The 19,226-nt window shown below is 43.9% G+C and carries 20 protein-coding genes; 5 read left to right on the forward strand and 15 right to left on the reverse strand.

What is annotated here, in order from left to right; all coding sequences use genetic code 11:
• Nucleotides 1-20 precede the first annotated feature (20 nt).
• Together tssJ and tagH are read right to left on the reverse strand one after the other, a co-directional pair.
• Nucleotides 21-476 carry a type VI secretion system lipoprotein TssJ gene (tssJ, locus tag LIX84_RS04580; RefSeq protein ID WP_226420751.1) on the reverse strand — a complete coding sequence of 152 codons (456 nt, stop codon included), beginning with the start codon at nt 474-476 and terminating at the stop codon, nt 21-23.
• Nucleotides 477-487: 11 nt separating this feature from the next.
• A complete protein-coding gene (gene tagH / locus LIX84_RS04585; protein ID WP_005395675.1) occupies nt 488-1,681 on the reverse strand; it encodes a type VI secretion system-associated FHA domain protein TagH in 1,194 nt (397 codons plus the stop codon).
• Nucleotides 1,682-1,993: 312 nt separating this feature from the next.
• On the opposite strand from tagH, the gene LIX84_RS04590 reads away from it, so the two are divergent.
• From LIX84_RS04590 to LIX84_RS04600, 3 genes are all read left to right on the forward strand, one after another.
• The gene (locus LIX84_RS04590; RefSeq protein ID WP_226420752.1) at nt 1,994-4,144 is read left to right on the forward strand and encodes a serine/threonine-protein kinase; all 2,151 of its coding nucleotides are present in this window, start codon (nt 1,994-1,996) and stop codon (nt 4,142-4,144) included.
• Between the two features lie 429 nt (nt 4,145-4,573).
• Nucleotides 4,574-4,909, forward strand: coding sequence for an Hpt domain-containing protein (locus tag LIX84_RS04595; RefSeq protein ID WP_005395669.1), 336 nt, complete (start codon nt 4,574-4,576; stop codon nt 4,907-4,909).
• A 34-nt stretch (nt 4,910-4,943) separates the two neighbouring features.
• Nucleotides 4,944-5,135: a hypothetical protein gene (locus LIX84_RS04600; protein ID WP_012842175.1), complete on the forward strand. Its 192-nt coding sequence runs from the start codon at nt 4,944-4,946 to the stop codon at nt 5,133-5,135.
• 32 nt (nt 5,136-5,167) lie between these two features.
• Here the strand turns inward: LIX84_RS04600 and LIX84_RS04605 are convergent, their stop codons facing one another.
• From LIX84_RS04605 to LIX84_RS04620, 4 genes are all read right to left on the reverse strand, one after another.
• Nucleotides 5,168-5,665 carry an ATP-binding protein gene (locus LIX84_RS04605; RefSeq protein ID WP_226420753.1) on the reverse strand — a complete coding sequence of 166 codons (498 nt, stop codon included), beginning with the start codon at nt 5,663-5,665 and terminating at the stop codon, nt 5,168-5,170.
• A 23-nt stretch (nt 5,666-5,688) separates the two neighbouring features.
• Entirely contained in the window at nt 5,689-6,882 is a 1,194-nt protein-coding gene (locus tag LIX84_RS04610) for a PP2C family protein-serine/threonine phosphatase (protein ID WP_226420754.1), read from the reverse strand.
• 29 nt (nt 6,883-6,911) lie between these two features.
• Nucleotides 6,912-7,172 (reverse strand): hypothetical protein, encoded by a 261-nt coding sequence (locus LIX84_RS04615; protein WP_005395662.1) that lies wholly within the window; start codon nt 7,170-7,172, stop codon nt 6,912-6,914.
• Between the two features lie 213 nt (nt 7,173-7,385).
• Nucleotides 7,386-8,000 carry a glutathione S-transferase gene (locus LIX84_RS04620; RefSeq protein WP_225461144.1) on the reverse strand — a complete coding sequence of 205 codons (615 nt, stop codon included), beginning with the start codon at nt 7,998-8,000 and terminating at the stop codon, nt 7,386-7,388.
• A 144-nt stretch (nt 8,001-8,144) separates the two neighbouring features.
• Between LIX84_RS04620 and LIX84_RS04625 the strand changes: the two genes are divergently transcribed.
• Complete coding sequence (locus LIX84_RS04625; protein ID WP_005395660.1) at nt 8,145-8,720, forward strand: TetR/AcrR family transcriptional regulator; 576 nt, start codon at nt 8,145-8,147, stop codon at nt 8,718-8,720.
• A gap of 1 nt (nt 8,721) precedes the next feature.
• Nucleotides 8,722-9,126, forward strand: a complete 405-nt coding sequence (locus tag LIX84_RS04630) for a PPC domain-containing DNA-binding protein (protein ID WP_226420755.1) — start codon at nt 8,722-8,724, stop codon at nt 9,124-9,126.
• A gap of 98 nt (nt 9,127-9,224) precedes the next feature.
• Here the strand turns inward: LIX84_RS04630 and nirD are convergent, their stop codons facing one another.
• The 9 genes from nirD to cobA form a co-directional block, all read right to left on the reverse strand.
• Nucleotides 9,225-9,560 (reverse strand): nitrite reductase small subunit NirD, encoded by a 336-nt coding sequence (gene nirD / locus LIX84_RS04635; RefSeq protein WP_226420756.1) that lies wholly within the window; start codon nt 9,558-9,560, stop codon nt 9,225-9,227.
• A complete protein-coding gene (nirB, locus tag LIX84_RS04640) occupies nt 9,561-12,080 on the reverse strand; it encodes a nitrite reductase large subunit NirB (RefSeq protein ID WP_226420757.1) in 2,520 nt (839 codons plus the stop codon). It abuts the gene before it with no gap.
• A 10-nt stretch (nt 12,081-12,090) separates the two neighbouring features.
• The gene (locus tag LIX84_RS04645; RefSeq protein WP_005395652.1) at nt 12,091-12,927 is read right to left on the reverse strand and encodes an ABC transporter ATP-binding protein; all 837 of its coding nucleotides are present in this window, start codon (nt 12,925-12,927) and stop codon (nt 12,091-12,093) included.
• An 11-nt stretch (nt 12,928-12,938) separates the two neighbouring features.
• Nucleotides 12,939-13,904, reverse strand: coding sequence for an ABC transporter permease (locus tag LIX84_RS04650; RefSeq protein ID WP_104970776.1), 966 nt, complete (start codon nt 13,902-13,904; stop codon nt 12,939-12,941).
• Nucleotides 13,905-13,984: 80 nt separating this feature from the next.
• The gene (locus tag LIX84_RS04655; RefSeq protein ID WP_005387573.1) at nt 13,985-15,349 is read right to left on the reverse strand and encodes a CmpA/NrtA family ABC transporter substrate-binding protein; all 1,365 of its coding nucleotides are present in this window, start codon (nt 15,347-15,349) and stop codon (nt 13,985-13,987) included.
• Between the two features lie 265 nt (nt 15,350-15,614).
• Nucleotides 15,615-16,196: an ANTAR domain-containing response regulator gene (locus tag LIX84_RS04660; protein ID WP_226420758.1), complete on the reverse strand. Its 582-nt coding sequence runs from the start codon at nt 16,194-16,196 to the stop codon at nt 15,615-15,617.
• A gap of 73 nt (nt 16,197-16,269) precedes the next feature.
• Nucleotides 16,270-17,187 carry a dienelactone hydrolase family protein gene (locus LIX84_RS04665; protein ID WP_226420759.1) on the reverse strand — a complete coding sequence of 306 codons (918 nt, stop codon included), beginning with the start codon at nt 17,185-17,187 and terminating at the stop codon, nt 16,270-16,272.
• A 170-nt stretch (nt 17,188-17,357) separates the two neighbouring features.
• Nucleotides 17,358-18,311: a glycosyl transferase family protein gene (locus LIX84_RS04670; RefSeq protein ID WP_226420760.1), complete on the reverse strand. Its 954-nt coding sequence runs from the start codon at nt 18,309-18,311 to the stop codon at nt 17,358-17,360.
• Complete coding sequence (gene cobA / locus LIX84_RS04675; RefSeq protein WP_226420761.1) at nt 18,308-19,213, reverse strand: uroporphyrinogen-III C-methyltransferase; 906 nt, start codon at nt 19,211-19,213, stop codon at nt 18,308-18,310. The genes LIX84_RS04670 and cobA overlap by 4 nt, the downstream gene beginning before the upstream one ends.
• Nucleotides 19,214-19,226: the final 13 nt, after the last annotated feature.

Genomic DNA, 19,226 nt, shown 5'->3' on the forward strand with positions numbered 1-19,226 from the left:
TATAATTAGCCAACTAAACGTTATTTTACGACCAAAGACAGATCTTCTAACAGAATTTGATAGGTGTTGTAACCGGTCTTATCCACTTCAATGATTTGTCGCCAATTTGAATTTTCAATATCTCGAAACGCTGCGACAATGCCTAAGTATTCAGTCTTTGGAGACATACTTGCCTGATATGTTTCTTTCTGACCTGGAGTTAATGATATTTCATATTTATTCACTAAATCAGGGCCTAAGACTTTTTCACTTTCTTCATAAATTGAAAAAAAATCCTGACTTTCAAAAAGGGTATTTGATGTTAATTCAAAAACATACACGACTACAGGGGATGGCCTACCATTGGAGTCAGGGTTAATATTGTGATTTGCTGTTATTTCTAAATCTGAATATGGATCAACAACTAAATTGGCTGCTGAGCATCCAAATAAAACCATTGAAATTAATAACAAAATGTACTGATAAACTCTTTTCATCACCCTATTTCCTAGCTTTTATTTTTTAATGCTAACTCATAGTGTTTAGCGAAATCTTCTAAATAAAATGGAGATTCTTTATTGATAATGTCATCGGATAGCTTTTCATGAATATCCTCAAACCGCTTCCAACTTTGAGCATATTTCCTTGCTGGAATAACCTTATTAATAACCGTGTCTTTAGCTAAAGCTTCTGAGTATATCGACGTAGGTTCAACAAGCGACATAACACTTGAAACCGTACCCTCAACACCTTTCATTAACGCTTGTTCATGACTTTCTATATCACTAAACGCTTCTTTAATGGCTGCACTTGGCTTTAGGAAACTTGCAGTTTGACGGTTATATAAGTTATGAATTGCATCTTCTAAATTCGCAGAGAACTTCAGAGGATTATTTTCTGACTTCCGAAACGCAGTATGACTAAGTCGATTTGTTTGTTTAAATACCGCACGATTGTGCAGCGTTTCCATTAAACCAACTAACATCAAAGAAAATGATTCCCCCAGCTGTTCAAACCATTGTTCTCTGTTGTCGCTGGGAATCATCGTTGGATCAATACCCGCTCCTTTAATGAACGCCGCAAGCTCGCTCCCTTTACTATCAAATTTGGGAGTTGGCTGACGTTCTAGCTGACGTGGGGTTTCCGGTACAGGTGTAGGATCTACACTCTGTTTTTCTGGTTTGGGGATATCAATGAAATCATCGACTAATCCAATATCTAATTGAAAGTCAGAAGGAACACTCTCATTCAAAAGCTCACTGGCACTAAGGCCGAGGTCTACAAACTCTGCTTCAGATGAACTCGAGAATGCTTCAGGTTCTGAACTGGAACGAAAGTTACTTTCCTGATTATTGAATGCCTCAGTGCTCGTTTGAATACTTACTGAAATTTGGTAATCCCCTAAACTAACCGTATCGTCGTCGCTTAGTGCAATCTCATTTCCTTGGCCCACAGGTGTCACAGCGTTATTAACAAACGTGCCATTAGTTGATAAGTCTTTTATCAAGTATTTATCACCAAACTTGATGAGCTCTCCGTGAGTTCCAGATACTACTCTTTCAGGGTCTGGCAGTGTCCAATCACATTGTTCAGACCGACCAAATGTAACCTTGGCATGCTCATCACTTGATTCAAACACAAACTCACTCTCTATCTCTGGAGTAAATTTGTGAAAACTTGTTATGGTTAAAACCAACTTCATGTAAACCTCGCCAAAGACCTGCTAAATATTATTTTTAATTTTATTATTAGTCACTTTCTTATTAACAGTAAGATTAATAAAAATCTTAAATCTGCCATTGAAAATCATGCACGGAATAATGAATCATTTTTTTATCAAAGCAATCACGTATTGTTCAACAATTTTAATTATCCAACCAAGTTCAAATTTTTGACACTTAGACTTTCATCAATAAAAAAACGAATGTTAGTTTGGCCGCGAAATTCTAACATAATGACTTTTCATTGAGCAGAAAGGTATATATTCCCCCATCATTTATACGGAGTTCTTGTGATGGAAGACAGCAATAAAAACAATTCTATAAATAATAATGATAGCGGAGACAAAACTAAAATTGTAAAGACTCAAAAACGAGACAATGCAATTCAATCAAATAAAGTTGCTAGCAATGAAGGCTCCGTTCAAAATAAAAATGAAACAAATACAAAACTGTCTCAAAAAGAAAACACTCCGTTAGTTAATAAGAAAATAAACAATAAAAATAACAAACCAAATAATGACAAAGATGTTATTAATGAAAATTTAATAGGCACAACTGTCAAAAATCGATATGAAATCGAGTCGGTTCTTGGCCATGGCGGACTTTGTGATGTTTATTTGGCAAAAGATAAGATATTAGAATCTTCAGGTTCAGAAACCCCTTACGTAGCATTAAAGATTTTACAAAAAGAGTTTGCATCTCAACCAGAGACTGCACGCATGTTGATACGTGAAGCTCAGCAAACACAAAGATTAAGCCACCCTAATATTATTAGGGTTTTTGATTTTGGTGTTGATGGCGAAATATATTTCTTAGTGATGGAATATATTAACGGGGAAACATTAGAGAATTTAATACAACGATCTAGGCCGCATGGGCTGAAGTTTAATGCAACTTTATCGATTCTAAATCAGGTACTTGACGCGCTGTCTTACGCCCATTCACTTGGTGTCGTGCATGCCGATTTAAAGCCCGCTAACGTCATTTTAACGTCTGAAGGTAATGTTAAATTACTCGACTTTGGTGTATCTAAAACTCATCAATTAAAGCAAGATCAATACGCAGCTAAACGTAAATCCGAAAATGTGGAGACTCTTGGTTATACTCCAAACTACGCATCGCTCAACTTGTTGTCGGGTAAAGAACCAAACTTAAGCGACGATATGTTTGCGCTATTTTGTATTGCTTACGAGTTATTGAGTTGCAAGCATCCTTATTCAAGAACTCCTGTTAATGAAGCTCTCAAAAAGAAAATGAAGGTCTCGAAACCTGCTAATATGCCAGCATCTAAGTGGCCTATCTTTGCACGCGTGTTTTCAACTGGCATCATCCCCAAAGACCTTACCCCAGAGCAGTTAAAACAAAAGTTGAACATGCGATATTGGCCTATCGTTAGCGGTGTAGCTGCAAGCGTACTATTGGTTACCGGAATCGTATTTGGCTATCAACAACAACAAGAAACCATCTCTGATTTAGAAATAGCTATTAACAAGCAAAATGATCAGATTAATGGGCAGGAATGGTTGCTTGATACACCGCCAGAAAAAAGCTTGTCACTGATTAATAGTGAGAAAAACTTACACCCGGTGATTAAAGCTGGCTTACTACGTCAGCACAAGAGCTACCTTCTAAGTGAGTTTGAATCTGAAATTGATCAGGTTCTGAATTCTGATGCTAACAACTATCCAAATTATGATGAAATCGAGTCTGTACTAAACAAAGCAAAAGCCTACTACCCTGACTCACATAAAATTGAAGTTCTGGCGTTAGATATTCAATCAAGCAAGCACTCCACATTGCTTTCGATAGCCAGACAAATCAATAGCCAACTGGAAAAGTCTCGATACAGTAAAGAAGAAGACAGTAAGTCCATCTATGAACTGAAAGATGAGTTAAATCAAATTCATCAGGATTACCCATTTACACCAAGCTCATTATCTAGCGATGTTTTTGGTAAACACCTAACTGAAGCACTCAAAAATAAAGATGCTGCAGCACTTGTTGCGCTAATTAAGGTTGGGAATACTTTCTTCTCAAACGTTGAAGAGCATCAAAACAACTTAAAAATAAGCAACGCGATGAAAGATGCAGTCCTCGAGATGAAACTGTATGAGACCGCGCTAGACTCTAACGATCCTCTACCATTTCCGGACGAGGCTGCTCGAATTTTGTTCCAAGAGGAATTTGAAAACTTCTATTACCGCCTAGAAAAGGCAAGAACAACAACTCACCTCGATAACTTAGTGAAAGATGTTGATCAGTTTTCGAAGAACTTTCCTATCGGTTTTCAAGATATTAACGATTTGAGATTCAAAACTGCAGATAAATACCTGCGCTTCTCCGACATACTGCTCAATAAGAGAAGGACCACAAGCGCAAGGCGCGCAATGAAGAAAGCGAACGAGTTAATGAGGCAGGTAGAACAGGACTCCAAGCAAAGCTAATTGTACAAAAGGGGCGCAAGGCCCCTTTTTTGCGTCAAGCCACTTGCCATTATGCAACTAGGTTGCTAGCTTGTATTTGTACTCGACTAGGAGAGTTAACCTTGACTGAAGGAATAGTCAAAGTTGGCGAGCGCTTGGCTTACTTGTTTGATGATTGCTTTAAACTAGGTAGACAAGACTGTTCCCAACCCAGCATTTTACTTGGAACCCACTATCACGTAACTTGTGTTGCCACGACACGAGTGCAAAATGCTTTGCACAAAAGACTAGATCATAGACACTTGTATATAAGTCAAAGTGTACCGAACAATAACTTTGTTTTTATGAGTCTAGCTCAAGTGATAAGCACACTGTTCAGCGCTCAACTCCCCCCACTTCAACGTTCCTATCCGATACATTTTTCTACCTCGCGGTTAATCAGAGGTAAACATGATCAATTTTGATGTTCTCAATAAATACATGGAGAACGACGTAGATCTTATCGTCACAGTTTTTTCCACATACTTAGAAGACCACGCCAATGACATACAGCGTATCAATGAGTTGTACGCAAACAAATGTTGGCCGGAACTCTACTTATTGGCTCACAGTCTAAAGGGCATTCTAGAGAGCTTTGGTGAAGAAACCGCTGTCATTGTTTTCACAAAAATAGAAGCAGAAACAAGAAACGATAACGAGCCAGATAGCTCAGATATAGCTATAGTTACTAAAGAGCTAGCTGCAATTAATCAACAAATCTTTGCTTACTTGAAGAATATGCAATAAAACAAATTAAGGCTTAACTGGGGGAAATATGGCAATGAACAATAGCAATTTCAAGGAGCTGATTGAGTCTCTCAAAGACTTAACGCCAACTCAAAAGAGGTACTTGCTTAGTCGTACAAAGATGGCGTTAGATGATGAGAGCAATATGCTAAACATCAGTGATATACTGACACCAGAAGAGTTGGAAGCATTGTTGTCGCCTGCACCAACCACAAATACAAAATAACAATGATATACAACGTAACCGTCAGATTAACGCTAGGGACCAGGTGGGGTGAATAGATCTTGCTTGGTTGTTAGTTTTTCTCCGTTCCTCTTCACTAAAACAAACGTGTTTTTTCCAATCTCTTTTTCTAACTTGAACTGGTCAGATAATTGAGCGACTAACATCAGTCCACGACCTGAAGCAGACCAACTATCATCATCCATTAAGTTAGGAGCCTCAATCTGTTTATTTTTATGTTGGTTGAATGTCATTTCATTGATTGACGCTCCGTAGTCAGAAACCCTAAGTTCAATGAAATCTGACATTGGGTCACATCTAATCCTACACTCCACGTCTATCGGCTTGCCTTCAATTTCACTGTAAGAATGGATGTAAGCATTGTTCATAAGCTCAACAACACAAAGCTCCAACGACTGAGCCGTACTTAACGATACTTGATTATCCATTAAAAACTTAGCAACCTCTTTGCTCGCACTTCGAGAGTGAGTAAGGGATCCACCGTAAGTTCGTTTAAACTCGCTCTGGAACATTCTTTTCCTTTATCCCTAGGCTATCAGCCACGCCACCTTACTTGTAAAAGACTCGCATCATCATCAAACTCATCTTTGTTCTGCCAAGATTGTACTTGTTCAAAGACACATCTAGCCTGCACTTCTGCTTCTAATTGCGAAGTACAAACAGCTTTTATACTTGATGCCAACCTTTGTACTGAAAACATCGCCTCGCCTCGCCTCGCTTCTATCAAACCATCCGAATAAAGCCATACTACATCCCCCTCACTCAGAATAATTTGATTACCAACGTACTCCATCGGCTGCAAAGCGCCAATCATAAAGTTGTCTTCACCCGCCAGCTCTGTAGTTTCGGTGCTCGCTCGCCAAACAAGGAATTTAGGATGACCAGCAGTACAATAGCGAAGTTGTCCTGATTCTGTATTAAGAATGGCATAAACCATAGTGAAATAAAGCTGACTGTTTCTAGTTTGCTGATACCGTCGGTTTAGCCGATCAATAACGGCTGCTGGTTCACTGATACAGTAGTCGCCATCTCTTAGCTCCATGGTTATCGAATCAGGTCCCAGATTTTGAGATAACGTCTGTTGGATAGAAAAAGCCATCAAAGCAGACGAAACACCATGACCTGAAACATCGAAAACATAAAATGCGACATGTTGTTCATCAAGCTCAAAATACCCCAACATGTCACCACCAATCTGGGAGCACGGTTTGTAGGCGTAACTAAATTGCATGTTCTTGATAGACGACTCCGCTGGGAGTAGTTGCTCCATCAGGTGACTAGCAGACTGTAAATCTTGATGGATCATTCGATAGGCTGCATCTAACTCTTTATTTCTATCAACGAGTTTGTTGTGCAGCTGCAGAGTGCGAAAACCTGCTCGAATTCTCGCTTGAAGTTCTTCGACAGACGTTTTCTTATCCACAAAGTCATCTGCGCCAGCATCGATGCCTTTCACGATCGAGCTTTGGTCATTTCTAGAGGACAATAAAACAAAGAAAATGTAACGTTCGCTAACTTGCGATTTTAATTGCCGACACAGCTCAATACCATTAATGCCAGGCATCATTAAGTCACTAAGTACAAACTGAATATCTTTGCGATAAGTCAGCACTTCAAGTGCGGATTGTCCGTCTTCAACAGCAATAACTTCATAGCCCTGCTTTTCTAATGCACTACTGATATAAAGTAGTACTGTTTTACTGTCATCGACCAAAAGAATGGATTTCATTCGCCTCCTTAAGACGGTAGTCGGGCACGCTAACGCAGAACACTAGTCACTGATTGCTCATTTCTAAAACGACTATAATCTTCAGCTAATAACTGGTGTTGATATCGAGTGTAAGACAGCGCCTCATTGGAGATTAATATCTGATGCTCTTTCTCTATTAACTGACTTTGCAGTTTTTCAATCTGTTCATTCTGCTGTGTGTTATTGAGGTACAGCGCGACGAGACCAAAGACCGAAACCATTAAAAGAGCAATAAGAACATTATTGATAGTTTTAACTTGAATACGCATGACCTCTCCTTGTCTATTAATAGACTTCCCACTATGAAAAGAACGTCTACAGACTAAGAGCGCTAGGCTCTAAAACGCATTGAAGCCCATTGAGGTTGTTTTTCCAATTATAGGCGATAGGAGACAAAATAAGAAAAAAGCTGAAGAATTTGAATATCCTTGTGAATTCGAAAGGCAATAGCAGCGAGCAATGATCTACTCGCTGCTGGTACATCAACCTAGAAATGCAGGCCGAGCTGAAACTTGCTCATACCAACGCGCAATGTTTGGTGCAGTAGTAAGCACATCGATTTCTAGGCCTTTAATTGCAAAACCAATCAAAATAAAGCCTGTAATATCGACGATAGTAAAATGGTCAGCGGCAATGAACTCGCTTTCACCAAGTCGCTTATCTAACAACGGTAAAAACTCTTGCACGCGCTGCTTGGACTCTTCGCCCCACTCTTTAACACAACGCTCTCTATCTTCATAGATAGCTGTGATGTTTCTAAATGCTTGAAAAGCGGCATATAGACCTTGAAACTCCACCACGCGATGCCACATTTCCACTTGCGCGCGCTCAAGTTGGTTTGCCCCAAACAGAGCTAAATTATTTTCAAACGCTTCATCCAGATAACGACAAATTGCGACGCTCTCACAAATCGTCGTGCCATCTTCAAGCTCAAGCAATGGCACTTTTCCATTCACGCTTTTTTGCTTGAAATCTTCCGCTAGATTTTCGCCGTCACGCACATTTAAAGCGATGCGTTCAACATCGCCACCAATTTCCTTTAAAAAAATGCTAACTCGCTTACAACTTGGAGTTATCGCGGTTTCGTAGAGCTTCATTTTATATCCTTTTTCTTTTTCTAACCGATTGGTTAGGATATACTGTAGCCAGTTTATAAACGATCAGTCAAGAACTTCATTTCCCAAAAGTTGTTCAATAAGTTTAGGAGTGGTTTGAGAAAAACCGCTCAGGTAGGTACGCATATGGCAAGAAAAGCCAACTTCGATCGAGAAGAAAAACTATTAGTCGCTATGGACGTTTTTTGGCGCAAGGGCTTTGCGAACACGTCAATCTCGGATCTCACCGACGAGTTGAACATCAACCGCTTCAGTCTTTACAACACCTATGGTGACAAGCAACAGCTCTACTACGAAGCGCTTGATACTTACTTGAAAAAGGTTTCGCTACCGTCACTGAATGATTTGGAAAAAGACGACGCGTCTTTACCCGAGTTGGAATCGTTCCTCAAATCTTTTGCTGAGCTGCAACGCAAACGCAACTGTGGGTGTTTTATTCAAAATGCGTTGATTGAGCACGCTGGCGAAGACGATGACGTACTGCGCAAAGGGCATTTCTTATTTGACCATCTTATCGACATCATTGCGGATGCGCTGACTAATGCGCAGAAAGAAACCTTAGTGCCCAAAACGCTTAAGCCAGAAGAGCTCGCTCGTTTTGTTCTCAACAACATGCAAGGTATGCGCGTACTGGGCAAAGCCAAACGTTATGCCGATTTGGATACGGCGCTTTCCTGCTTGCTGGTTTTGATTAGGAAGTAATATGTCGATTGAAGTGATAGCAGTACGTCTTACCAAAGGCATGGACTTAAAGCTGAGCCTAGCGAAATTAGTCGAGCAGCACTGTATCAAAGCTGGCTCGATTGCTTCATGCGTTGGCTGTGTCTCTGACCTCAACCTTCGTTTGGCAAGTGCAGAGAGTACGTTAACCAAGCAAGAGCCATTTGAAATCGTCTCTGTGATGGGAACCCTAACGCCTGAACATCAACACGTTCATATCTCGGTGTCTGATCGTGAAGGACGAGTCTGGGGCGGGCATTTAATGGAAGGCACGGTTATTGATACCACCGCAGAATTGATCATCCATTCTTACTCAGAACTTGAGTTCACTAGAGCGATGGACGACTCGACTGGCTATACCGAACTACAAGTGAATCCTTCCAAATAGTAAAAAGCTCCAGAGCCATACTGTACTGTCTCTGGAGCTTTATTCGCTTGTCTCTTACGCCAATAACTTATTCATATCGAGCAAGCTAATTTCGAGGATCATTCCTCGGCTAAGTAACAAACCTGATTATCGTCGACTGTTACTTGCCACGTTTTTAGACAGTGCACATCGTCTTCCAAACATTGCCCACTCTTTAAACTGAAGTGCTGTTTATACAGTGGTGATGCAACACACATCTCACCATCGATATCACCGACAATCCCTCGACTCATCACATAAACCTTACCTATTGGGTCCCAATCTTGAACGGCGTAAACACCGCTATCTGGAATGTAGAATAACGCAACGTGCTCGCCTTCAATCAATACAGTAGCACCGATAAACGGCATTAAGTCATCAAGCTGACACAATTTAACTTTGGTTAAAGCTGCCATTTACACCTCCTGTTTCACGGGAATACGCTGACCGCGCACACGTTGGTACGGCAAGACTTTACTGCCCGACGTGCTGTTCAAGAAAGGACGGAAGCGTTGCAGTTTTTGAGGATTATCCAGCGTACTCTTCCACTCACATTGATAGGTATCTACGACTCGCGCCATTTGTTCATCCAAAGAATCACATAAATTCAGAGAGTCATCCAAAATCACTTGTTTAAGGTAATCTAGGCCCCCTTCCATGTTCTCCATCCACAACGACGTGCGCTGCAAGCGATCAGCGGTGCTGACGTAGAACATCAAAACTCGGTCAATCATGGTGATCAACTCTGATTTGGATAGGTCGGATGCAAACAAATCCGCGTGTCTTGGTCTCATGCCGCCATTACCGCAAACGTATAGATTCCAGCCGTTTTCGGTGGCGATCACCCCAATGTCTTTACTTTGCGCTTCTGCACACTCGCGAGTACAGCCCGATACGGCAAACTTAAGCTTATGGGGCGCTCGCAATCCTTTGTAGCGGTTCTCTAACTCAATGGCTAATCCAACTGAATCATCAACACCATAACGACACCAAGTAGAACCCACGCACGATTTCACGGTGCGCACCGATTTACCGTAGGCGTGCCCTGTTTCAAAACCGGCATCGATTAAGGTTTGCCAGATTTCAGGAAGCTGTTCTAACTGCGCGCCAAATAAATCCACCCGCTGACCGCCAGTGATCTTGGTGTACAGATCGTATTGCTGAGCAACTTCGCCTAGCACGATGAGTTTGTCTGGTGTGATTTCGCCGCCCGGAACACGAGGTACAATCGAGTAAGAGCCATCTTTTTGCAGGTTCGCCATAAAGGCATCGTTGGAATCTTGCAGAGATTGATGCTGTCGCTCCATGATGTGTTCATTCCACAAAGAAGCAAATACAGATGCTGCTGTCGGCTTACAGATATCACACCCATGCCCTTTGCCATGCAGTGCGATTAAGGTGTCGAAGTCTTTGATTTGTTCCACTTGGCAAATATGGAACATCTCTTGGCGACTAAGCTCAAAGTGCTCACAAAGGTGGTTGTTAACCTCTATCCCCATGGCTGCCAATTGAGTATCCAATACCGATTTGACCATATTGCTACAGCCACCACAGCCAGTACCGGCTTTGGTGTTGGCTTTAAGGTCCGTCAGATTACTAGTGCCAGCTTGAATCTCGGCAACTAAGTCGCCTTTTGTGACGTTGTGACAAGAACAGATGATAGCGCTGTCTGGCATCTCTCCGTCCAGCATTCCGGTATCAAACAGCAGGTTCGCCGCGTGGTCTGGCAGGACCGTTTTGTTCAAATAACACTGTAAGAGCGCGTCGTAGTCGCTGTTGTCACCGACGAGAATCACACCAAGCAATTGGGTGCCGCTCGCATCAACCACCAGCTTTTTGTAGATGCCTGCAACCGCATCTTGCAAGAACATTTCCTGTGCGCCTTCGGTTTGCATTTGTGCATCGCCGATAGACGCCACATCCACCCCAAGCAGCTTAAGTTTGGTGCTCATGTCTGCACCTTTAAAGCCTTCGCTCGGCATACCAGTCAAGACATCGGCAGTGGTTCTCGCCATGGTGTAACCGGGGGCGACTAAACCAAAGATCTTCTGCTCCCAAAGAGCACATTCGCCAATCGCATAAATATTCTCATCGCTGGTTTGGCATTGGTTGTTAATCACAATGCCACCTCGCTCACCTACTTCTAGCTCAGCCAGCCTTGCCAACTCATCTTGAGGGCGAATGCCTGCGGAGAAGACTATCACATCAACTTCGAGAGGATCTTTGTCTTTAAACACCATACGATGCTTAGCCGTTTCACCATCGCAGATTCGTTCCGTACCCGTTGAGGTGTGTACTGTTAGCCCTAGCGCTTCAATCTTCTCTTTCAGCACTAAGCCAGCACCATCATCTAACTGTACGGGCATCAGACGAGGCGCAAATTCAATAACGTGAGTTTCTAGCCCCAATAGTTTGAGTGCATTTGCCGCCTCTAAACCCAATAAGCCACCGCCAATTACTGCGCCTGTTTTTGCGCCTTCACATGCTTTTTTGATTTGTGAAAGATCATCAAGCGTACGGTAGACAAACACGTTGTCGCGGTCTTTACCTTCAATTGGCGGCACAAATGGGTAGGAACCGGTCGCGAGCACAAGTTGGTCGTAACCCAGCACATCTTCACCATCAAGCAGAATACGCTTTTGCTCTCTGTCGATGCCTGTTACTTGGCTGCCAAGTACTAGTTGGATGCCATGCATGTCGTACCATTCTTGGTTACTCAGCATCAAATCATCATGGGACTTACCCGCAAATAAAGAAGAGAGTTGTACACGGTCATACGCGATAAAACGCTCCGCACCAATAACGGTAATTCGGTGCTCCAAATGCGCGTTTTTCTGCACTAATTGCTCGACGAGGTGTTGTCCGACCATACCGTTGCCTACCACAACGATGTGGCTCAATGCGTTCTTTACTGGAATCGTTAAAGGACTGTTCATCGCTGCCTCCTTATGCCGTTTGCGCTGCGGTTTTGGGCTTGTCTTCTTTCGAAGCAGGAATCTCGACTTTGGATTGCTTCTCGTAAAGGAACTTCAGCACCGCTTGTCGACACTTCTGATACTGCACATCATCCGCCAGTGCCACACGCTCACGAGGGCGCGGTAGATTCACTTCTAACACTTCTCCAATGGTTGCTGCCGGTCCGTTAGTCATCATCACGATTTTGTCGGATAGCAACACCGCTTCATCCACGTCATGGGTAATCATGATGACGGTGTTGTTTAGCTCGGCTTGGATCTTCATCAATGCATCCTGTAAGTGCGCACGTGTTAACGCATCCAACGCGCCAAATGGTTCATCCATCAGCAAAACCTTTGGTTGAAGTGCCAGTGCTCTGGCGATGCCGACTCGCTGTTTCATACCGCCCGATATTTCATCCGGCTTTTTGTGCGCGGCATGCTGCATTTGAATCAACTCCAAGTAGTGATTCACTTGTTCCTGAATCCACGCTTTGCCCTTTTTGCCGGCAATTTGTTTTACTGCGAGCTCAACGTTTTGATACACGGTGAGCCAAGGCAATAATGAATGGTTTTGGAACACCACTGCGCGGTCTGGTCCCGGTCCAGCTACTTCTCGTCCATCGACGATCACGCCACCGTCTGTTGGCATGTGTAGCCCTGCGACTAAGTTCAATACCGTTGATTTACCGCAACCAGAGTGACCAATCAGCGATACAAACTCGCCTTTATTGATTTGCAAATCGACGTTCTTAAGCGCGATGAACTCACCATCTGGCGTTGGGAATCGCATCCCTAATCGCGTTAGATCTAATAATGCTTTTTCCATGATCGTTTCCCTTATCTCAACGCTTGTTGTTTATTCCAAGACAACCACTTTTGAAGTTGCAGCATGCCTCTATCGAGCATCAGACCAATAAAACCAATGGTGATGACTGCCACCATGATGCGACCCAATGATGCTGAACTGCCGTTTTGAAACTCATCCCAAACGAACTTGCCTAACCCAGGGTTCTGCGCGAGCATTTCTGCCGCAATCAACACCATCCAAGCGATACCCAAAGAGAGACGTAAGCCGGTGAAAATCATTGGAATGGCAGAAGGTAAAACGATGGTACGAATGTGCTGCCACCACGAAAGTTGAAGCACTTTACTCACGTTGATTAAGTCTTTATCAACGCTCGTCACACCCACAGCTGTATTAATCAGCGTCGGCCACAAGCTACACAGCGCCACTGTGATCAGAGAGTTAATGAACGACTTAGCAAACATCGGATCGTCACTCACATAAGTGGCACTCACCACCATGGTAACGATAGGCAGCCAAGCCAAAGGTGATACAGGCTTGAGCAATTGAATGATTGGGTTGAACGCTTGATACAGCCCTTGATTGAGACCAAGCACGATACCAAGCGGAATCGCAATGACCGTCGCCAGAAAAAAGCCCGCAGTCACAGTCACTAAGCTTGTTATGATTTGATCGAAGAACGTCGGCTTACCTGTGTAAGGACGAATCTTCACTTCAGCGTCCGGATTCTTGGCTAACTTCGCAGCATTACGTTTTTCCTGACGTTCGATAAACGCTTGTTCTTTTTCTCTCTCTTGCCAATGGTCATCGACAAGGTTGCTAAACTGCTGAAAAGTTTGCACTGGTCCCGGCAGCGTACCTAATGAGGTTTGCACTTCTCTCGCCGCTAAGTGCCACATTGCCAAAAAGATCAGCAAGCCAATGACGGGCAAAAGCACCAGCCGACTTCGGTTCACTACCTGCTTAGCAGGAAACAGGGAAATGACATTACTAGACATACTCACTCCTAAGAAATTTACATCCTTGTTATTGCGGGCAGACTCACCTGCCCGCTGTATTTTTTGTAGGACTGCTAACCCTAAACTTTGTCTTTTCCTTTAAGCCCGATAGAGAACTTCTCTAGATATTTATTTGGCTCGCGACCGTCATAAACGATGTTGTCGATAAAGTGTGTTTGTGGCGCACGAAAACCATCTTCAGCACTGAAATCTGGGAAGTCTTTTTTGCTCAACACACCATCTTCAATTAGCGCTTGAGCTGCTTGTTGGTAGATATCTGGACGGTACACCTCTTTTGCCACATCCATGTACCAATCATCGGATTTTTCGCTAGAGATTTGTCCCCAACGACGCATTTGGGTCAGATACCAAATCGCATCGCTGTAATACGGATACGTGGCGTTATGACGGAAGAACACGTTGAAGTCTGGTACGTCTCGTTTATCGCCTTTCTCGTATTCAAACGTGCCGGTCATTGAGTTGGCGATAACTTCGGCATCGGCTCCCACATACTCGCTTTTTGATAGCATCTTCACTGCTTCTTGGCGGTTGGCATTGTCGTTTTCATCCAACCAATGTGCCGCTCGAATCAAGGCTTTCACTACGCGAATGTGCGTGTTTGGATACTTCTCAGCCCAAGCTTTAGAAACACCAAACACTTTCTCTGGGTTGTTCTTCCAGATCTCATAATCGGTCACGACTGGTGTACCAATGCCTTTGAATACGGCTTGTTGGTTCCATGGTTCGCCTACGCAGTACCCTTTAATCGTGCCCGCTTCCATTGTGGCTGGCATTTGTGGTGGCGGTGTAACACTCAATAGAACGTCAGCATCCAACTGGCCACTGTTATCGCCTGATTCTGGGGCATAAAATCCTGGATGAATCCCACCTGCCGCTAACCAGTATCGCAACTCATAGTTGTGCGTCGATACAGGGAACACCATGCCCATGTTGAACGGTTTGCCTTTATCCAGATAGCTGTCCACAACTGGTTTTAAGGCATCCGCTTTGATTGGGTGAACAGGTTTGCCATCTGGTTGTTTTGGAATGTACTGCTTCATCTGTTCCCAAGTATCATTGGAAACCGTGATTGCGTTGCCGTTCAAATCCATACTGAACGCGGTAATCACTTCTGCTTTTGTGCCGACACCAATCGTTGCGCCCAATGGCTGACCAGCAAGCATGTGCGCGCCAGCAAGCTCACCATCGATGACTCGGTCTAAAAGCACCTTCCAGTTTGCTTGCGCTTCTAAAGTGACGTACAAGCCTTCGTCTTCAAAAAAGCCTTTCTCATAAGCAACCGCCAGCGGTGCCATATCGGTTAACTTAATAAAACCAAACTTCAGGTCTTCAATTTCTGGCTCACCCAACTCTGCCTTTACGCTGACCGTGGTGAATACCGATAACGAAATTGCTGACACTTTCAGCATCGAACTCCATTTCATTGGTTTGCTCCCATAAAAAAAGCGCCACTACTCCGAAGAGCAGTAGCGCCGTTGCTAAGTCTACAATTACCGCCGTTGATAATTGAGATAAGCGATTCAACAATAAACCCATACCTAGTAATCCAATTACTGTGCCAACTTATTTTTCACAGTAAATACAATGAATTAGTTTATTCTACCGTTTCTTATTCCCTGCTATTGCTTGCTGATAGTGCAACACGCACCACGTTAGAAAATTCACCCCAACCCCAAAGTGGTAGAGCAACTAATCCAACACTTCCAAAGTTGTTATCAAATTCTTGGCAACTTGTGCGAGCGTTTGGCTCGATTGCATGGCTGAATTTCTAAGCGCTTTATAAGCCTGATCTTCATCAACGCAGTGCATCTTCATCAGCAGACCTTTGGCTTTTTCCACCAGCTTGCGCTCTTCGATCTTATGGGTCAGCAATTCAATTTCCGATTGCATACTTTCGAATTTCGCTCTCACTAATGTCGCATGTTCAATCCAAGGTTGAAGTGCAAACTCGCTATCGTTCGGCATGAGCACATAGTCCATTTTTTCTGATAAACGATTGATATCATTGGATGATAATTGCTTTAAGACGATAAGGAGTGGTGCCGATTTTCTGCGGCAGAAATCGACAATTAGACGCAGCTCTGCGGTTGGTTGCTGCCATCCAACCACAACGCTTGCTGACGGTTCTCGTTGCATTAACGTTTCTAGTTGTGCCAATTGGCAGCCGATGATGTTGTCGTAATCTTTGCTCAATAAGCCGGATAATCGAGCCTGCTCTTGGAGGCTATCACAGCATACTATGATGGGTGTTTTTGACGTTGATTGAGTCATGCACATTCCTTGTTTATATCTCACTCACTAAGAGAGACATAACAAGGACTGTGCCAATTAAAGTTGAAGCGTTTTAACTAGAGGCGAGATGTTCTTTAAAGAAGCCTAGTGTGCGTTCCCACGCGAGCGCCGCTTCTTCTGGTGCGTAGCGTGCCGTTGAGTCGTTGTGGAAGCCATGATTGACGTTTTCATACATTAACGCCTGATATTGCGCATCGTTCGCGATTAATTGCTGCTCATAGGCAGGCCATGTGTCGTTAACACGCTTATCGAGCCCTGCGAAGTGAATCATCAACGGCCCTTTGATCTGCTTTTGAATCTCTTGCGCCGCTGGTGTTCCGTAGAAAGGCACACCTGCATCCAGCTCTTCTGGCATTACCGCTGCAAGCATATTGACGATGTATCCACCGAAGCAGAACCCAACTGCGCCCAATTTACCGTTCCCACCCTCGTAGTGTTTAATGAAATTAGCAGCAGCAATAAAATCTTGTTCGATCTTGGCTCTGTCCATCTCTTTCTGCATGGCGCGACCTTCATCGTCGTTCCCCGGATAGCCACCGAGTGGATAAAGTGCGTCAGGAGCAAAAGCAATAAAGCCATCTTTCGCGAGTCGCCTGGCGACATCTTTGATGTATGGGTTTAGACCTCGATTTTCATGAATCACCAACACTGTCGGCGATTTTAAGGTCTTCTTTTGTGGCACAACCAAATAGCCGCTACCTTCCCCATGTCCATTGGGCGAGGCAAAGGTTTCATAGGTTGCTTTGATCTCAGGATCATTAAAGGAAACTTGCTCTGCGAGTGCATAATTTGGAGTCAGAGCATCAACCAGGGCCGTCATACTAAAACCTAAAACAGCGAGGCCACCAAGACGGTTGAGAAACTCTCGACGAGAGATTTTGCCATGTGCGTATTCGTCATACCAATCGAAAGCTTCTTGTGGAATGGGATGTGACGCCTTGTTGTTAGAATTTGAGTGCTTTAGAACCATTATCCTTGTCCTCATTTCTTATCGAAAAGTAAACTCATCAGGCCTCACTGATGTTTGCCCCAACCAGCTGTGAGACACTTCAAGTGATAAATACATCACTGACAAGCTTACACAAACAATAGATAAAGGATTCCGATCCAACAACGTTTCGCGGTTAGCTCGTCACAGGATTAACTGCCACAACAATAGTTTTCCCAATAAGTAAACGCACGTTCAAAGGCCTGTTCCCTGTCGTGCATTTGTGCAAACAAGACCACTGTCATCGTAGCGAGAACCGTATTTGCCATTTGGTTCATGTCGTCTTCTGACGTCCCAAACGGACAGTTCGCAGGCATTGGAACCTCAGACAGCATTTGCTCCGTCCAGTAATGCGATGTCACACCGCTTGTTTGGCTTAACCATACCGTTTGGCTTACTTTCGGGTTGTATTCAGACTCACCCGATTGTCCTTTGAATGACACAACGGCATGAGCGGTTTGACCAATCTCGTGTTCGACTTCAGCATGAAGTTGTTGGAACCCAGGATGGAAGCTACCACGAATACCAACCGTCGCCTGCCCCGGATTCAGAGCTCGAACCACGGTATTAATCGGCGTTCTAAGCCCATAACGATTCTTCCAACCGATCATGGTTTCTGCTTGAGGAGCAAACGCACTCAACGGCAGATACACGATGTTTTGTGTTTCTAAGACACGCTTTGCTTGTTCTGCTGATTCCGCTTTCTTGATAGCAAACTTGTCGAGGTAATCTTCAGCGTGTAAACGACCAGATTGGCAGTCGTGATAGCCATGCATCAGCACTTTATGACCATTGTCGGCAAGGATCTTCGCTGCCAACAGGTACCAAGGCTGACCTGCCGCTTCACGTTTGCCTGCGTAACATGGACAGTCGATGTCTACAACAATAGCAGGCATGCGGGATTGGAATGCTTTCACAAAGCCAGCGATTTCTTGTTGAGTCTCGTTTTGTACGCGGATCAGCATCAGCAGCATTGCCATTTGATCATCATCGCACTCTCCGTTTAGGTATTCATCCATAACTCGAAACGCTTGGTCAAAGTTCAGTGGTTTTCTACCACGTTCGCCACGACCGACTGTTCTGATACACTCCAAAATGCTGCTCATATTCCCTCGTATTCCGTCACTGACTGTACGGTTTCTATTAGTTGTTCGCGCAGTTTGACAACTTCTCCCATCACAATCAATGCTGGGCTCACGCCTTTAAGTGTAATCGATAACTCATTGAGCTGATTGAGTTGGGTAACATGAACTTGTTGCTGAGGGCTGCAACCATGAGTGATGACCGCAACAGGGAAATCTTGGTTCAAACCAGCGCCGACTAAACCGATTTGTATGTCTGCCGATTTTTCTAATCCCATGTAGAACACCAATGTTTGTCCGCTTTGCATCAGTTGGCTCCAAGCCTCAAATGCGCCTGTTACCACCTGCCCCGTCACAAAGGTAACGCTACGAGCAACGCCGCGATGAGTCAGCGGAATCAAGCTGTTTGCTGAACACCCAATCGCAGCGGTAATGCCGGGTATGACTTCGTAAGCGATTGAGTGTTTGACGAGCGCTAATGCCTCTTCGCCTCCACGGCCAAATACGAATGGATCTCCCCCTTTTAAGCGCACAACTCGCTTTCCTTGCTGAGCGAGCGACACCATCAAATTACAGATTTCTTCCTGATCAATACTAGGTTGTCCACATCGTTTGCCCACGTAAATCCAATCGGCTTGTGGCGAAGTCAACTCCAAAATACCTTTGTTAACCAGACGGTCGTACAACAGTACCTCTGCCGACATAATCGCTTTCACTGCCTTCACGGTTAACAAGTCTGGATCGTGCGGTCCTGCTCCGACAATCGAGACAAAACCTTTGTGGTTCGCATCTAGATCTGCGGAGTGATTTTCTAGAAGTTGATTCAGTTTGCTTGCTTGGTCATGCTTAGAAAAGCGAGACGAGCGTTCTTGATTCTGACTCGCTTGCCCTTTCTTAAACCAAGACTTTTGATAAGGCGCTTCCATGTGCTTATCCTCT

Source organism: Vibrio sp. E14 (assembly GCF_020515785.1).
Classification (GTDB): Bacteria; Pseudomonadota; Gammaproteobacteria; order Enterobacterales; family Vibrionaceae; genus Vibrio; species Vibrio diabolicus.

Excerpts from the sequence above, each read along its gene's own strand:
- LIX84_RS04665 (WP_226420759.1), bottom strand. The coding sequence starts at position 17,187 with ATGGTTCTAAAGCACTCAAATTCTAACAACAAGGCGTCACATCCCATT.
- LIX84_RS04605 (WP_226420753.1), bottom strand. The coding sequence starts at position 5,665 with ATGTTCCAGAGCGAGTTTAAACGAACTTACGGTGGATCCCTTACTCAC.
- LIX84_RS04610 (WP_226420754.1), bottom strand. The coding sequence starts at position 6,882 with ATGAAATCCATTCTTTTGGTCGATGACAGTAAAACAGTACTACTTTAT.
- LIX84_RS04615 (WP_005395662.1), bottom strand. The coding sequence starts at position 7,172 with ATGCGTATTCAAGTTAAAACTATCAATAATGTTCTTATTGCTCTTTTA.
- tssJ (WP_226420751.1), bottom strand. The coding sequence starts at position 476 with ATGAAAAGAGTTTATCAGTACATTTTGTTATTAATTTCAATGGTTTTA.
- LIX84_RS04650 (WP_104970776.1), bottom strand. The coding sequence starts at position 13,904 with ATGTCTAGTAATGTCATTTCCCTGTTTCCTGCTAAGCAGGTAGTGAAC.
- LIX84_RS04595 (WP_005395669.1), top strand. The coding sequence starts at position 4,574 with ATGATCAATTTTGATGTTCTCAATAAATACATGGAGAACGACGTAGAT.
- cobA (WP_226420761.1), bottom strand. The coding sequence starts at position 19,213 with ATGGAAGCGCCTTATCAAAAGTCTTGGTTTAAGAAAGGGCAAGCGAGT.
- LIX84_RS04625 (WP_005395660.1), top strand. The coding sequence starts at position 8,145 with ATGGCAAGAAAAGCCAACTTCGATCGAGAAGAAAAACTATTAGTCGCT.
- LIX84_RS04645 (WP_005395652.1), bottom strand. The coding sequence starts at position 12,927 with ATGGAAAAAGCATTATTAGATCTAACGCGATTAGGGATGCGATTCCCA.
- LIX84_RS04600 (WP_012842175.1), top strand. The coding sequence starts at position 4,944 with ATGAACAATAGCAATTTCAAGGAGCTGATTGAGTCTCTCAAAGACTTA.
- nirB (WP_226420757.1), bottom strand. The coding sequence starts at position 12,080 with ATGAACAGTCCTTTAACGATTCCAGTAAAGAACGCATTGAGCCACATC.
- LIX84_RS04660 (WP_226420758.1), bottom strand. The coding sequence starts at position 16,196 with ATGACTCAATCAACGTCAAAAACACCCATCATAGTATGCTGTGATAGC.
- tagH (WP_005395675.1), bottom strand. The coding sequence starts at position 1,681 with ATGAAGTTGGTTTTAACCATAACAAGTTTTCACAAATTTACTCCAGAG.
- LIX84_RS04620 (WP_225461144.1), bottom strand. The coding sequence starts at position 8,000 with ATGAAGCTCTACGAAACCGCGATAACTCCAAGTTGTAAGCGAGTTAGC.
- LIX84_RS04670 (WP_226420760.1), bottom strand. The coding sequence starts at position 18,311 with ATGAGCAGCATTTTGGAGTGTATCAGAACAGTCGGTCGTGGCGAACGT.
- nirD (WP_226420756.1), bottom strand. The coding sequence starts at position 9,560 with ATGGCAGCTTTAACCAAAGTTAAATTGTGTCAGCTTGATGACTTAATG.
- LIX84_RS04590 (WP_226420752.1), top strand. The coding sequence starts at position 1,994 with ATGGAAGACAGCAATAAAAACAATTCTATAAATAATAATGATAGCGGA.
- LIX84_RS04630 (WP_226420755.1), top strand. The coding sequence starts at position 8,722 with ATGTCGATTGAAGTGATAGCAGTACGTCTTACCAAAGGCATGGACTTA.
- LIX84_RS04655 (WP_005387573.1), bottom strand. The coding sequence starts at position 15,349 with ATGAAATGGAGTTCGATGCTGAAAGTGTCAGCAATTTCGTTATCGGTA.